The 14,265-nt window shown below is 63.7% G+C and carries 18 protein-coding genes; 17 read left to right on the plus strand and 1 reads right to left on the minus strand.

Features of this window, described 5'->3' with window-relative positions; translation table 11 throughout:
- Positions 1 to 44: 44 nt before the first annotated feature.
- The 5 genes from motA to BM193_RS12460 are packed head-to-tail and all read left to right on the plus strand — an operon-like array spanning position 45 to position 3,427.
- Positions 45 to 959: a flagellar motor stator protein MotA gene (motA, locus tag BM193_RS12440; RefSeq protein WP_034757817.1), complete on the plus strand. Its 915-nt coding sequence runs from the start codon at positions 45 to 47 to the stop codon at positions 957 to 959.
- Positions 886 to 1,947 (plus strand): flagellar motor protein MotB, encoded by a 1,062-nt coding sequence (locus tag BM193_RS12445; RefSeq protein WP_092802378.1) that lies wholly within the window; start codon positions 886 to 888, stop codon positions 1,945 to 1,947. The genes motA and BM193_RS12445 overlap by 74 nt, the downstream gene beginning before the upstream one ends.
- Positions 1,948 to 1,963: 16 nt before the next feature.
- Entirely contained in the window at positions 1,964 to 2,254 is a 291-nt protein-coding gene (gene flgM / locus BM193_RS12450; RefSeq protein WP_092802375.1) for a flagellar biosynthesis anti-sigma factor FlgM, read from the plus strand.
- Positions 2,251 to 2,691, plus strand: a complete 441-nt coding sequence (gene flgN / locus BM193_RS12455; protein ID WP_092802372.1) for a flagellar export chaperone FlgN — start codon at positions 2,251 to 2,253, stop codon at positions 2,689 to 2,691. The genes flgM and flgN overlap by 4 nt, the downstream gene beginning before the upstream one ends.
- Positions 2,678 to 3,427, plus strand: coding sequence for a glycoside hydrolase family 73 protein (locus BM193_RS12460; RefSeq protein WP_092802369.1), 750 nt, complete (start codon positions 2,678 to 2,680; stop codon positions 3,425 to 3,427). Before flgN ends, BM193_RS12460 begins: the two co-directional genes overlap by 14 nt.
- A 6-nt stretch (positions 3,428 to 3,433) precedes the next feature.
- Here BM193_RS12460 and flgA read toward each other — a convergent pair whose 3' ends face one another.
- The gene (gene flgA / locus BM193_RS12465) at positions 3,434 to 4,054 is read right to left on the minus strand and encodes a flagellar basal body P-ring formation chaperone FlgA (RefSeq protein ID WP_254786099.1); all 621 of its coding nucleotides are present in this window, start codon (positions 4,052 to 4,054) and stop codon (positions 3,434 to 3,436) included.
- 281 nt (positions 4,055 to 4,335) lie between these two features.
- On the opposite strand from flgA, the gene flgB reads away from it, so the two are divergent.
- The 12 genes from flgB (at position 4,336) to BM193_RS12525 (ending at position 14,230) form a co-directional block, all read left to right on the plus strand.
- Positions 4,336 to 4,698, plus strand: coding sequence for a flagellar basal body rod protein FlgB (gene flgB / locus BM193_RS12470; protein WP_034758109.1), 363 nt, complete (start codon positions 4,336 to 4,338; stop codon positions 4,696 to 4,698).
- 8 nt (positions 4,699 to 4,706) lie between these two features.
- A complete protein-coding gene (gene flgC, locus BM193_RS12475; RefSeq protein ID WP_076569625.1) occupies positions 4,707 to 5,123 on the plus strand; it encodes a flagellar basal body rod protein FlgC in 417 nt (138 codons plus the stop codon).
- Positions 5,124 to 5,126: 3 nt separating this feature from the next.
- Positions 5,127 to 5,780: a flagellar hook capping FlgD N-terminal domain-containing protein gene (locus BM193_RS12480; RefSeq protein ID WP_092802363.1), complete on the plus strand. Its 654-nt coding sequence runs from the start codon at positions 5,127 to 5,129 to the stop codon at positions 5,778 to 5,780.
- Positions 5,781 to 5,838: 58 nt separating this feature from the next.
- On the plus strand, positions 5,839 to 7,017 hold the full coding sequence (locus tag BM193_RS12485; RefSeq protein WP_092802360.1) for a flagellar hook protein FlgE: 1,179 nt from the start codon (positions 5,839 to 5,841) through the stop codon (positions 7,015 to 7,017).
- 26 nt (positions 7,018 to 7,043) lie between these two features.
- On the plus strand, positions 7,044 to 7,772 hold the full coding sequence (locus tag BM193_RS12490) for a flagellar basal body rod protein FlgF (protein WP_092802357.1): 729 nt from the start codon (positions 7,044 to 7,046) through the stop codon (positions 7,770 to 7,772).
- Positions 7,773 to 7,805: 33 nt separating this feature from the next.
- Positions 7,806 to 8,594 (plus strand): flagellar basal-body rod protein FlgG, encoded by a 789-nt coding sequence (gene flgG / locus BM193_RS12495; RefSeq protein ID WP_175533266.1) that lies wholly within the window; start codon positions 7,806 to 7,808, stop codon positions 8,592 to 8,594.
- A gap of 11 nt (positions 8,595 to 8,605) precedes the next feature.
- Entirely contained in the window at positions 8,606 to 9,268 is a 663-nt protein-coding gene (flgH, locus tag BM193_RS12500) for a flagellar basal body L-ring protein FlgH (RefSeq protein WP_175533267.1), read from the plus strand.
- A gap of 9 nt (positions 9,269 to 9,277) precedes the next feature.
- Positions 9,278 to 10,390, plus strand: a complete 1,113-nt coding sequence (locus BM193_RS12505) for a flagellar basal body P-ring protein FlgI (RefSeq protein WP_092802348.1) — start codon at positions 9,278 to 9,280, stop codon at positions 10,388 to 10,390.
- A gap of 24 nt (positions 10,391 to 10,414) precedes the next feature.
- Complete coding sequence (locus BM193_RS12510) at positions 10,415 to 10,816, plus strand: rod-binding protein (protein ID WP_092802345.1); 402 nt, start codon at positions 10,415 to 10,417, stop codon at positions 10,814 to 10,816.
- A gap of 81 nt (positions 10,817 to 10,897) precedes the next feature.
- Positions 10,898 to 12,259 (plus strand): flagellar hook-associated protein FlgK, encoded by a 1,362-nt coding sequence (gene flgK, locus BM193_RS12515; protein ID WP_092802342.1) that lies wholly within the window; start codon positions 10,898 to 10,900, stop codon positions 12,257 to 12,259.
- A 10-nt stretch (positions 12,260 to 12,269) separates the two neighbouring features.
- Positions 12,270 to 13,181, plus strand: a complete 912-nt coding sequence (gene flgL / locus BM193_RS12520; RefSeq protein WP_092802339.1) for a flagellar hook-associated protein FlgL — start codon at positions 12,270 to 12,272, stop codon at positions 13,179 to 13,181.
- Between the two features lie 5 nt (positions 13,182 to 13,186).
- Entirely contained in the window at positions 13,187 to 14,230 is a 1,044-nt protein-coding gene (locus BM193_RS12525) for a hypothetical protein (RefSeq protein ID WP_092802336.1), read from the plus strand.
- The last annotated feature ends 35 nt before the right edge of the window (positions 14,231 to 14,265 follow it).

Below are 14,265 nucleotides of genomic sequence, written 5' to 3' on the forward strand. Positions count from 1 at the left end.
TCCATCAAATTTACGCAGCACAATGACGCAGAAAGGCAGTTGACATGGTAATTATCGGTATCTTAATCGTGATGGGGTGTGTATTCGGAGGCTTCGCCCTGATGGGCGGCACCGTCCACGCGATCTGGCAACCGGTCGAGTTGATCATCATCATCGGCGCCGCCGTCGGCGCCCTGGTACTGGGCAACCCCAAGCATGTACTCGGTGAAATGCTGCACCAGATGCGCAAGATCGTCACGCACAAGAAGCAAGGCTCGGAATTCCAGCGCCAATTGCTGCTGCTGATGTATGAACTGCTGCAAACGGCGGCCGGCGGCCTGAAGGCCCTGGACGCGCACGTCGAGGCGCCGCGCGAAAGCGCCCTGTTCCAGCGCTATCCGCTGGTGCTGGAAGAGCCGAAACTGCTGGCCTTCATCGTCGACAACTTCCGTCTGATGGCGATGGGCAAGATCAACGCGCATGAACTCGAAGGCGTGCTGGAGCAGGAACTGGAAGCCATCCACGATGAATTGCTGCAACCGTCGAAGTCGCTGCACAAGATCGCCGAAGCCATGCCCGGTTTCGGTATCCTGGCCGCCGTGCTGGGCATCGTGATGGCCATGAATTCCGTGGCCGACGGCGCCGATGCGGCGGAAATCTCGGAAAAAGTGGGCGCCGCCATGGTCGGTACCTTCATCGGCATCTTCTTCTGCTACGGCGTGCTCGATCCGATGTGCAACATGATGAAACAGCTGGTCGGCGAAGAAGGCTCGACCATGGAATGCGTGAAGGTCGTGCTGGTCACGCACGTGGCGGGCAAACCGCCCCTGCTGGCCATCGATGCGGGCCGCCGCCTGGTGCAGCTGAACATCAAGCCGAGTTTCGCCCAGCTGGAAAGCTGGATCAATGCGCTGGAAGATGGCGGCGCCGAACAAGAGCAAGGCCAAGGCCGGGGAGGCCGCCGTGCTAAAGCCGCATGAGAAACATGAACAGGCCATCATCAAGCGTGCGGGACGCAAGCACGACGACGATGGCCACGGCGGCGCCTGGAAAGTCGCGTTCGCCGACTTTTGCCTGGCCCTGCTGTCGCTCTTCCTCGTGCTGTGGCTGATGGCCGCGCGCGAGCAGCAGGCGATGAAGGAAATCATGATGGATGCGTCGGCGGGCAGCCGCCAGGGCGAAGGCCAGGGCGTCATGCCGGAACAGAAAGGCGGCCCCCGCGGCAGCCTGATCGAGCGCTTCCCCATGCCCCGCAAGGGCACGGGCGACACGCGCACGGAAGGCAAGCAGTCGCAGGACGGCAAGGCCGGTGCGGCGCCGCAAAACCAGACCAAGGTCAGCTACCAGTCGCCGGAAGACTTGTTGGCCCTGTCGCGCGCGCTCGATAAGCTCAGCGATGAAGCGGGACTGAAGAGCAACCTGCAGTCGGTGATCACGCCGTACGGCTTGCGCGTCATGCTGCACGATACGGACAAGCAAGGCATGTTCGTGCGCGGCAGCGCCGTGCCGACGGACCGCTTCCGCAAGCTGCTACGCCAGATGGGCCCCGTGTTTGCGCAGATGGAGAACCAGATGCTGATCGTCGGCCATACGGATTCGATGCAGTATGCGAATACCGGCTATGAAGGCTATTCGAACTGGACCCTGTCGGCCAACCGCGCCATGTCGGCGCGCGCGCAATTGCTGATCGGCAGCATGAGTCCGGACAGCGTGCTGCAAGTGGTGGGCATGGCCGACCGCGCGCCGCTGGACGTGAAAAATGCCAGCGCCGGCATCAACCGCCGCATCGAACTGTTAATATTGACGCGTGGACAGGCAGACAGCATCGCCGCCATGTTCGGCATGGCCGGGCAAAAGGCGCAGGGCGAAGAGCTGCAGGTGGGCGAACCGGATGCGGGAACCTTGCAGCGCCTGCGCGACAAACTGGGCTTGCCCGCCAGGAAAGAACGGGACGAGCATGCAAATTAAAGGCAAGGGACAACGTATGAAAATCTCCTCCGGCAATACCGGCGCTGCCGTCCGCAGCAGCGCCGTGGCGCCTGCCGAGGCGATCGCCGAGCATGGCGCGGCCGGTGCGGTGACGCCCGGCTCGGCGGCTGGCGAACAAATGCAGTCGGCCGTGCTGCAGCCGGCCATGGCCGCCCTGCGCGCCATGCCCGAGATCGACCACGACCGGGTCGCCATGCTGCGCGACGCGCTGGCCAAGGGCGAGCTGCCCTTCGACCCGTCGAAACTGGCGGGCCTGATCCAGCGCTTCCACGGCGGTGAATCGTGACCGCGCCGCGCAAGGGCATCACGCGCCAGGAAGCCGTGCGCCGCGTGCTGCAAGGCATGGCCGACGATAGCCTCGGCTACGCCGCCCTGCAAGCCTTGCTGGAAGAACAATTCCAGGCCACCCTGCGCCACCAGAGCGCGCAACTGACGGCGCTGGCCGACCAGGTCGTCGCCGCCGTCGAACCGCTCGATGCGCGCCGGCGCCAGCGCGTCAGCCTCGTCACGGCCCTGTTCGGCCCCAAAGGCGACATGCCGCAGCTGTTTGCCCTGCTGCAGGACGAGGCGCGCAGCCAGGCGCAGGCCGATTGGGCGGCATTGGAACAGATGGTGCTCGAATGCAAGCGCCTGAATGCCCGCAACAGCGAATTATTAACAGAACAGTACAGCATCATGCAGCGCGTGCTGCATGGCGAGGAAGATACGTATGCGCCAGGCTGATTTTTCCCAGATGCGCGCCATGGCCGCGACGCCATCGACGATGGCGACCCAGGGTGTGCAAAGCAATATGCGCGCGACGCCGGCGACGGCCGCCGCAGGCAGTTTTGGCAGCGTGTTCCAGCAGGTGCAGGGCGAAGTGGCGCGCTTCATCGAACAGGGCGGCGGCGGCGCCACCACCCTGAACCCGCAGGGGCGCGCCTATCTGGAGCAGAGCCAGCCCGTGAATGTGCTGGGCAGCATTAACCAGGGTGGCGAGATCGGCGAGGTGCAGCAGCAGTTTCTCGCCTCGATCAAGCCCTGGACGGAAGAAACGGGCGCGCGCCTGGGCGTGGCGCCGGAAATCGTCGCCGCCCACGCAGCGCTGGAGTCCGGCTGGGGCCAGCGTCCGCTGCGCCAGGGCACGGGCGCCGATACGAATAATCTGTTCGGCATCAAGGCTGGCGGCAAATGGCAGGGCGACGTCGCCAGCAATGTCACCACCGAATACGAGGCGGGCAGCGGCACGGCCCTGAAGAAAACGGAACGTTTCCGCAGCTACCCGGACCAGGCCAGCGCCTTCCGCGACTATGCGCAAGTCCTGCTGGACAATCCCCGCTACCGCAACGCCCTCAACACGGGCAGCGACGCCAGCGCCTTCGCCCAGGGCCTGGCGCGCGGCGGCTATGCCACCGATCCCCACTATGCGGCCAAGCTGACCCAGCTGGCAACGCGCTTGCAGCGCACGGCCGCGCAGTAATCGACCTTAACGGCCGGGAAGTTCGGCCGGCTCCACCACCCCCGCATCGACCACCCTGGCACGTATCACCGTGCCGCTGGTGGCGTTGCGCACGCGGATCACCTGCCCCAGCGCGCCCGGGTCCAGCGCTTCGCCCGCCATGCTCACTTCCACCTGCTCCTTGCGCGCCACGATGCTGACCGCGCTGCCGCGCTTGATCAAGGTAGGGGCGGCCAGCTGGCCCTGGCGCAGCACTTCTCCCGCGCGCAGGCTGCGCCGGCTCGACAATCCCACGGCGTCGGGCAAGGACGCAATGCTGTCCGGCAGCATCGTCACGTCGCGCCGCGCCAGCGCCACATCGCCCGCCTGTAGCGGCGTATTCGCCGTCACGGGCACGCTCGTCACGGCGACCTGGGCCGTAATGGCGCCGCGCACCAGCATCTCGTAGCGCCAACCGTTGCTCCCAGGACACACTGCCACGAAGCGCATGCGCTGCGCCGAACGGCTGTCCGCCGCCTCGAGCGCGACGGGCGCCGCGCAAGCTGGCATGGGGCGCGTGCTTTTCACCACGGCCACCTGGAACTGCGGTTCCAGCAAGCCGGCCGCGTCCGCCTGATGGGCTAATTGCTCGCGCGCCAACTGTTCCACACGTGAAAATATATTGTCGGCTGGCAATTCTGCGCGTCCTGCACTACTATATAGGCTGGTCAGAAAAAATAGGCCCGGTAGCAGTATGTGAGGACGTGGCATCTTGTTTCGCATCATCGTAATGCTGTTGAAATGAATCATTGCTAACCTTAATCAAAGATACTGAAGCGGCATGACCTTACCATGCGTCAACATGACCAGGCTGGGATTTTACCTCCGCACCACCTATTTTCTAGCCCGAACTGCAAAAAGCACGATCGAATTCAACACAAAGGATGACCATGGGGATTAATTTCAAGGACGCGCTTGGCGTGCATGCCGATGCACTCGCACTGCGTGCCGACCGTACACGCGTGCTGGCGGCCAACATCGCCAATGAAAACACGCCGGGCTTCCAGGCCATGGACATGGACTTCGGCAGCGCCCTGCAGCAACTGCAGGACAATGAAGCCGGCCTGCTGTCGACCGATGACGACGCCAGCGCCCTGTACCGCGTACCCTACCACCCCAGCCGCGACGGCAACACCGTCGAAATCGGCGTCGAGCAGGCGGCCTTCTCGCAGAACGCCACCGACTTCCAGACCAGCCTCACTTTCGTCAACATGAAACTGAAGGGTCTGTCCAAGGCCATTTCCGGACAATAAGGAACAGCATGAGCTTCCAGGATATTTCCAAGATCGCCGGTTCGGCGATGGCGGCGCAAACCGTGCGCCTGAACACCATCGCCAGCAACCTGGCCAATGCCGATTCCGTTGCCGGGTCCGAAGGCGAAACCTACCGCGCGCGCAAGCCCGTGTTTTCCGCCGTGATGGATGGCTCCGGCGCCAGCGGCGCGGGCGGCCGCGTGCAGGTGCTCGACGTGGTGCAAAGCGACGAACCGCTGCGCAAGGTCTACGAACCCGGTCATCCGATGGCCAATGCCGATGGCATGGTGTACTACCCCAACGTGAATCAGGTGGCCGAGATGACCGACATGATGTCGGCCTCGCGCGCGTTTGAAACGAATGTCGAAGTTCTGGGCCGCATCAAGTCGATGCAGCAGTCACTCCTCAAATTAGGTGAAGCATAAGCCATGGAAACCAACCTCTTTACAAACAATGCCAGCAGCGGCAGCAACAGCGGCAACGCCGTCAAGTCGCAGAACAATGCCACGCAAGACATGTTCACCAAGCTGCTGGTGGCGCAGATCAAGAACCAGGACCCGCTGGCACCGACCGACCCGAGCCAGTTCGTCAATCAGTTGACGCAGCAGGCGCAGACGGAAGCGATGCAAAACCTGTCGGCGCTGACCAGCGCCAATGCCAGCGTGCTGCAATCGATGCAGGTGCTGGCCCTGGGCGCGCAAGTGGGCTCCGAAGTGATGGTCAATACCGACACGGTACAGCTCGACACGAGCAAGGTCAGCGGCAGCATCGCCCTGGCCGCCACCAGCAGCAAGACCACCGTCACCCTGAAAGGTGCCGACGACAAGGAATACAAGATCGAGCTGGGCGCCAAGGCGGCCGGCACGGTGCCGTTCACCATCGATCCGGCGGCATTGGGCTTGCCGGCTGGCACCTACACCATGTCGGTGAGCACCAGCAGCACGGAAAAACCGACGGTCGATATCGCAGGCAAGCTCAACAGCGTGCGCCTGTCGTCCAGCGGCAACATGATTTTGAGCGTGTCGAACCTGGGCGAAGTCAACCCTGGCGCGATCACGGGTTTTAACGGCAAGACGGCCTGATCCGCGCGCGCCTTCGTTTCCTGAACACTAATCTCGTCCTTCACTAAAGGAAGTCAACATGAGCTTCGACATCGCCCTGTCCGGTATCCAGTCCATCAACCAACAGTTGAACAGCACCAGTAACAATATCGCCAACGCCGGCACCTACGGTTTCAAGAGCAGCCGCGCCAACTTTTCAGCCATGTACGCCGGTTCGCGCGCCACGGGCACGGAAATCGGTTCGCTGACGCAAAGCATGTCGCTCAATGGCGGCGTGCTGAACACGGGCCGCGCGCTTGACGCCGCCATCGATGGCCGCGGCTATTTCGTCACGCGCGATGCGCAAAACACCATGACCTACAGCCGCGTCGGCATCTTCTCGGCCAGCAACGACGGTCTGCTGATCGATGCGAATGGCCGCCTGGTGCAAGGCTACGCATCGGTCAAGGGCAGCACCGCGCTGGGCACCATGGGCGACATCAAGATCCCAACGGGCCAGATTCCCGCCGAGGCATCGACCAAGCTGGCCTACGCCGCCAATTTGTCGTCCGACTGGACCGTGAAAACCCCGGCGTTCGACAAGACCAATGAGCTGAGCTACAACAGCGCCAAGGTCTCGGTCGTCTACGATTCGCTGGGCGGCAAGCACGCGCTGGGCCAGTACTTCGTCAAGACGGCCACTGGCGTGGACGTGCACTACACCTTCGACAACGCCGATGTGACCCCAGTGACGAAAATGACCTTCGACACCGCCGGCAAGCTGGTGACAGGCACGGCCGCCACGCCAAACCTGCCGACGCCGGCTGGCGCGGCGGCCATGTCGGTAGCCATCGACTACACGGGCACGACCCAGTTCGCCGGCGAAGCCACCACCTCGACCGACCGCGCCGACGGCTATGCCTCGGGTACCTACACGGGCGTGGAGCTGGCCGATGACGGTTCCGTCGTGGCGAAATACACGAACGGCCAAAAGCAGAGCATCGGCGTGCTGGCCATCGCCACCTTCCCCGATGAAGGCGCATTGACCGCTGTCAACGATACCAGCTGGGTTGCCTCGACCACCTCCGGCACCGCCATGTACGACCGTCCAGGCGTGGGCATGGCCGGCAAACTGGTGACGAGCTCGCTGGAACAGTCGAACGTCGACATCACCACGGAACTGGTGGGCCTGATGACGTCGCAGCGCAACTACCAGGCGAACTCGAAGGTCATCTCGACCGAGAGCGCCATGCTGCAATCGCTGATGCAAGCGCTGTAATCGCCACCAAGCAAGGGTAAAGCAAAATGGATGCGCTGATTTATACCGCCATGAGCGGGGCCGACCGCGCCCTGCGGGCACAGCAGGTACACGCCAATAACCTGGCCAACATCGAAACGGGCGGCTTCCGCGCCAACCTGGAAGTGTCGACCGCCCAGCCGCTGCAAAACGGCTATGGCTACGACGACCGCCACATGACGCAGACGCAGTCGAGCGCCATCGGCACGCGCACGGGCGCCATCAAGGAAACCGGACGCGAGCTTGACGTGGCCATCACGGGTCCCGGCTTTCTCGCGGTGCAATGGCAAAACGGCGAGGCCTACACGCGCGCCGGCGCCATGGACCTCGATGAAACGGGGGCACTGACCATCAACGGCCGGCCCGTGCTGGGCGAAGGCGGCCCGATCACGATTCCCGAGCACACCAGCCTGTCGATCGGCGGCGACGGCACGATTTCCATCCAGGTGCCAGGCACCGCGCAAATGCAGACCGTCGACAAGCTCAAGCTGGTCAACGCGGAAACGGGCGAGCTGACGAAGAACGAGGCGGGGCTGATCGTCTCGCGCACGGGCGAAGACTTGCAAGCCGACCCGGCGGTGCGCCTGCGCGACCGCCACCTGGAAGGCAGCAACGTCTCGGCCGTCGAGGAAATGGTCGCCACCATGAGCCTGAACCGCAGTTTCGAGATGCAGATGAAAGTCTTCAAGGCCAGCGACTCGATGACGGAATCGGGCAACCGCCTTCTCGGCGCCTGAGTCCAGCGCGATTAAATATTCAAGGAGCAATACATGAATCCAGCAATGTGGATCAGCAAGACCGGCGTGCAGGCACAAGATGCAAAACTGCAAGCCATCGCGAACAACCTGGCCAACGTCAACACGGTCGGCTTCAAGCGCGACCGCGTCGTCTTCGAGGACCTGTTCTACCAGGTGGAACAGCAGCCGGGCACGCAGCGCGCCGACAATACCCTGTCGCCATCGGGCGTGCAGCTGGGTAACGGCACGCACATGGTGGGCACGCAAAAAGTGTTTACCACCGGCAGCCTGCAAACCACCAGCCGCGAATTTGACGTGGCCATCACCGGCAACGGCTTCCTGCAAGTGCTGCGCCCGAACGGCGAAGCGGCCTACACGCGCGCCGGCCAGCTGGGCATCAATGAAAACGGCGTGATGGTCAACGCCCAGGGCTTGCCCCTGGTGCCGCAGATCACCGTGCCGAACAATGCCACGGCCATCACCATCGGCGAAAACGGCATGGTCACGGCCACCGTGCCGGGCAACGTCGCGGGCACGGAACTGGGCCAGCTGAACCTGTCGAGCTTTGTCAACCCGACGGGCTTGCTGGCACTGGGTGAAAACCTGTTCCAGGAAACGGCATCGAGCGGCACGCCGACCGAAGGCCGTCCTGGCGAGGGCGCCCTGGGCAAACTCAAGCAATATGCGCTGGAAGGCTCGAACGTGCAGGTGGTCGAAGAGATGGTCGATATGATCGCGGCCCAGCGCACCTACGAGATGAACACCAAGGTGCTGTCGGCCGCCGACAATATGCTGCAATACCTGGCGCAAGCGGCACGCTGATGACAGTCGCCATGAAAGCCACGGCGGCCCTGCTGCTGGTGCTGACAGCCGGTTGCGCCAGCCGTCCGGCGGCGCCGGTGGCGCCCAGCTTTTCCGATACGCCGCTGCCAGTGGCGCCGCGCAGCGCGGCGCGCGGCGGCATTTCCGGCGGCGTCTTCAATCCCGACGCGGGCCTGGCCCTGACCTCCGACAGCCGCGCCTTCCGCGTCGGCGATGTCGTCACGGTGGCCCTGCAGGAAACCACGCAGGCGAGCAAGAAGGCGGGCACCTCGTTCAACAAGGGCTCGTCCGTCGGTGTCAATGCGGTTAACCTGCTGGGCAAGACCTTCCCCAAGACAGGCATCGACCTGTCCGCTGACCGCAACTTCGCCGGCGACTCGACCAGCACGCAGCAAAACGCGCTGTCCGGCGCCATCACGGTGATCGTGCAGGAAGTGCTGCCGAACGGCTTGCTGCGCGTGCAGGGCGAAAAAACCCTGACCCTGAACCAGGGCGAGGAGTTCGTGCGCCTGCGCGGCTACCTGCGCGCGGCCGATATCGATTCCAACAACCAGGTGTCATCGTTGCGCATCGCCAATGCGCAGATCGCCTATTCCGGCCAGGGCACCCTGGCCGAAGCCAATACCCCGGGCTGGCTGACGCGCTTCTTCGTCGGCCCGTGGATGCCGTTTTAAGGTGACATCATGAAATTTCGCTCCGCCCTGCCCGTCGCCGCCATGCTGGCCGTGCTCTCCGGCCTGTCCCTGCCCGCCACGGCCGCGCAAGTGCTGCGCAACCTGGTCAGCATCGAGGGCGTGCGCGACAATCCGCTGGTCGGCTATGGCCTCGTCGTCGGCCTGAACGGCAGCGGCGATACCACCCAGGTGAAGTTTTCCAGCCAGTCCGTGGTCAACATGCTCAAGCAGTTCGGCGTCAAGATGCCGGACGGCGCCGAATCTAAAAGCAAGAACGTCGCCACCGTCATGGTCAGCGCAGTGTTTCCGCCAGGATACCGTCGCGGCCAGGCCATCGACGTCACCGTGTCTTCGCTGGGCGATGCGAAAAGCTTGCGTGGCGGCACCTTGCTGCTGACGCAGCTGCGCGCGGCCGATAATGAAACGTATGCGCTGGCGCAAGGCAACGTGGTGGTCGGCGGATTGAACGCCACGGGCAAGAGCGGCTCGTCCGTCACCGTCAACACGCCCACCTCGGGCCGCATTCCCAACGGCGCCAACATCGAGCGCGAAATCCTCAGCGATTTTTCCACCAAGCCGACCGTCACCCTGAACCTGCGCCACCCGCATTTCGAGACGGCCATCAACATCGTCGAAGCCGTCAACCGCCGCTTCGGCGCCGTCGCCACCACCAGCGACGCCACCAGCGTGGAAGTGCTGGCGCCGGAAAATCCGACCCAGCGCGTGGCCTTCATGGCCAAGCTCGAAGCGCTCTCCGTCGACGTGGGCGCCGATACGCCGAAAGTGGTCTTCAATTCGCGCACCGGCACCGTGGTCATCGCCGAAGGCTTGCGCGTGAAGGCGGCGGCCGTCACCCACGGCTCGCTGAAAGTCATCATTTCGGAAAGTTCGGCCGTCAGCCAGCCGGCACCGTTCGGCCGCGGCCAGACCACCGTCACGCCGCAGTCGAAAGTCTCCGTCGACCAGGGCAACGGCAATATGTTCAAATGGCCGGCCGGCGCCAAGCTGCAAGCCATCATCGACGTGGTCAACAGCCTGGGCGCTTCGCCCGATGACATCATGGCCATTTTACAAGCCCTCGACCAGGCCGGCGCCATCGAAGGCGAACTGGTCGTCATCTAACGCGGCACTGAAAGCTGAATACACATGAATGTCAACGACAGCAGCAGCGCCCTGCCCTCGGCGCTCGACGATAAATCCCCCGCCGCGGCCACGCCGGCCGATCCGCGCTACGCGGCCAAGGCCACCGAGGCAGCCGTCAAGTTCGAAGCCTTTTTCATTTCGCACATGCTGCGCCAGATGCGTTCGGGCACGCGCGAGATGGCGGGCGAAGACAGCGTCTTCAAGGACCCGATCAACAGCGACATGCTGGAAATGGCCGACAACCTGGTGGCCGACAAGATGGCCGGCCAGCGCGCCTTCGGCATCGCCGACGCCATCCTGCGCCAGCTGCTGCCGGCGGCCGGCGCCCCCGTCTCCGCCAGTGTCACGGGCAAAAGCGCTGTCAAAACCGACAATATTGCAGCGGCGCTTAATAAATCCGTCTGAAGCGTCGCCTGTACAAGGTAACAACGATACCCGGCCTGCCCACCCGCACGCGCCACACTCTTCACGAAAGAAACTTGCCCAATGAGCATCATCAGCAATGCATTGTCAGGCAGCATCGCCGCCCAGGCCGCACTCAATGCGGCCAGCCAGAATATCGCCAACCTGCAAACGGCCGGTTACACGCGCCAGGGCGTGCTGCTGTCCTCGCTTGGCGCCGGCGTGGGCGTGCGCTCGGCCGGCAATGGCGTGGAAGTGTCCGCCCTGCTGCGCTTTGCCGATGCCTATAAAAGCCAGCAGATGTGGCGCGCCGCGTCCGACCAGGGCGCCCGCACGCAAACCCAGCCTTACCTGACCCAGCTCGAACGCGTGATGGGCGACGATGCGTCGAGCATCAGCAACGGCATCGACGGTTTGTTCGCCGCCCTCAACGCGGCCGCCGTCGACCCCACCTCGACGCCGCTGCGCCAGCAGATCATTACCTCCGCCGATGCCATGGCGCAGCGCTTCAACAGCATCAGCACCGTCATGAGCAACCAGTTGCTGTCGCTGCGCCAGCAACGCGAGGCGATCGTGCCGCAGGCCAATACCACGCTGGCGAACATCGCCGCGCTGAACCAGCGCATCAGCACGTCCACCGCTTCGGGCACCAATGTGTCGTCGCTGATGGATGCGCGCGACCAGCTGATCGATGGCCTGGCAGCGCAAATGGGCATCGAAGTGATGGATCAGCCCGACGGTTCGCGCAATGTCTCGCTGAAATCGGGCCAGCCGCTGGTCATCGGCGGCATGGCCGGCACCCTGAGCAGCAGCATGACGAGCGCCGGCGAGCAGACCCTGGGCCTGCAATTTGCCAATTCCAACTTTACCCTCGACATGGTCGCCATCGGCGGCCAGATGGGCGGCCTGGGCGAATTCGAGCAAAACACGCTGAAACCGCTGCAAAAATCGATCGAAGACCTGGCCACCAATCTGACCGACAAGATCAACGCGCAACTGGCGGCCGGCACGACCATGACCGGCACGGCCGGCGGTCCGCTGATGGCCTACGCGAATGGCAAGCTGAGCATCACCAGCGGCTTCAGCGCCAAGGACCTGGCTCTGTCGGGCACGGGCGCGGCGGGTGACAGCAGCAACCTGCAAAAGCTGATCGACATCAAGAACCAGCCCATTACCGTCAACTGGGTCGGCTCGGTCCTGATCAGCGATGCGGACACGCAGCTGGTCGGCAAGCTGGGCATCTACAGCCAGCAGAACCAGGCCTTGCTGAAGACGGCCAACACGGTGCGTTCGCAGGCGATCGACGACTGGAAATCCACCAGCGGCGTGAACAAGGATGAAGAAGCCATGAACCTGGTCGAATTCCAGAACATGTACCAAGCCAACATGAAAGTCATTTCCGTGGCGAATGCCCTGTTTGACGCCACGTTGCAAATGATGGGTTAAGGAGAAGAGCATGCGTGTCGCCAGTAGCCAGTACCAATCGCTGATCAATATTTCGCTTCAGCAAAACCAGGAACGCATCAACTTCCTGACCCAGCAGATGTCGTCGGGCCTGCGCATCCAGCTGCCATCGGACGATCCGATCGGCAACGTGCGCATTTCGCGCCTGACGCGCGAACAAGCCATGGTCACGCAGTACCAGGACAATATCGCCACCGTGAAGGTGCGCCTGCTGAAAAACGAAAATTACCTGACGAGCATGGTCAACGACATGGGCCAGGCACGCGACCTGCTGGTCTGGGCCGCCGACGGCAGCAATGCGCCGGACGACCTCAACTCCATGACGCAATCGCTGATCGCCATGCGCGACAGCGTGCTGTACACGGCCAACCTGAAGGACCAGGAAGGCCGCTACATGTTTTCCGGCACTGCCACCGACCAGCCCGCCATCAAGTTCGATGAAAACGCGACCGTCGGTTCCCGCTACAGCTATATCGGCAACAACGATACGCAGACCGTGGTAGTCGGCAATGGCGTGACGCAGGCGGCCAACGTCGACGTGGACAAGCTGCAAGTGTGGCTGAACAAGATCGACCAGGCCATCGCCACGCTGGGCAAGCCCGGCGTCAGCCCGAACGACCCGGCCGTGCGTGCCGACGTGGTGGCGGCGCTCGATGGCACCGATGACGGCATGGATTTGCTCTCTGGCAAGATCGCCATCTTCGGCGGCGCGCAAAACATTCTGTCCACCTTGTCCGGCAACCTGGCCAACGTGTCGCTGTCGAACGATTCGGCCCTGCTGGACCTGAAAAAGACCGACATGGGCGCCGCCGCCATAGAACTGACGGGCTACCAGACGGCCATGCAAGCCACCTATAAAGCTTACGCCAAGGTGGGCACCATTTCCCTGTTTGATCTTCTCTGACCATCATGCAAATCGCGCAGACCTCCTCCTCTTCCGGCGTTGCCGCCAAAGGCGCCAGCACGGCCCGCGTCGTCGATGACGCGTCCGCCGCCGTCAGCGGCGGCGCCAGCGCGCGCAGCGACGCGCCGGCGGCGCGGAGTTCGACGGCGAGTCTGCAGCGTGGCCTGAGCAACTGGGATCACCAGCTGCAGGGAGAAATTTCCAACGCCCAGCAAACCCTCGACTACCTGGAACGCAGCAGCAGCCAGCTGCAAGCCTTGAAAAGCGAGCTGGCGGCCAAGCTGGCCGCGCGCCAGGGCCGCGAAGGGCAAGTCGAAGCGCGCGTGCGCCAGTTCAGCAATACCTGGCGCCAGCGCGCCAGCGCCTCGGGCGGCACGCTCGATGCTCAGCTCAGCTATACCAGCCCGCAGGCGGCACAGCAGAATTTCAGCATCCGCGGCCTGACCATGGCCAGCCTGCAGGAAGGTCCGCAGGAAGTGCTGGCCTTCTCCGTCGGCGGCGCCAACCAGGCGCTGCGTTCGGTCAATATCGAACCTGGCCTGAGCCAGGACGAAATCGTTTCGCGCTTCGACCGCGCGCTGATGCCGTCGGGCATCCGCGTCAAGCAGGGCGAAGACGGCGAGCTGGTCTTCAGCACGGCGGAAGCGTCGTGGGCCAATGTGCGCGACAGCCTGTCCGTGCGCGGCAGCGGCATCCGCTACCCGACGGGCCAGATGAGCCGCGTGCGCACGGATGCGGAACCGGCCGCCATCGCGCCGGAAGAATGGAATACCAGCGACGTGGAAGCCCTGCGCGCCACCTTGCAGCAAGTGGTGCAGGCACTGTCGCATCTGCAGCAGGCGCGCAGCGCCGTCAGCCTGGCGCTGGCGCAAGCCACGGGACGGGTCGCCAAGGCGCAGCCCGTGCAGATCAGCGTCAGCATGGACACGCTGGCGGAAAACTTCACGGAAAAAGCCAGCCAGCCCGGCTATGAATCACTGCTGGCGATCAGCTCGGCATTGGTGGGCATCAGCCGGGAACGGGTGGTTGCCCTGCTGGGCCTGCGCTAAAAACCTGCCCGGCCCCCTATCGGCGGGCGGTGGAA

The sequence above is a fragment of the Janthinobacterium sp. 344 genome, from assembly GCF_900112025.1.
Classification (GTDB): Bacteria; Pseudomonadota; Gammaproteobacteria; order Burkholderiales; family Burkholderiaceae_D; genus Janthinobacterium.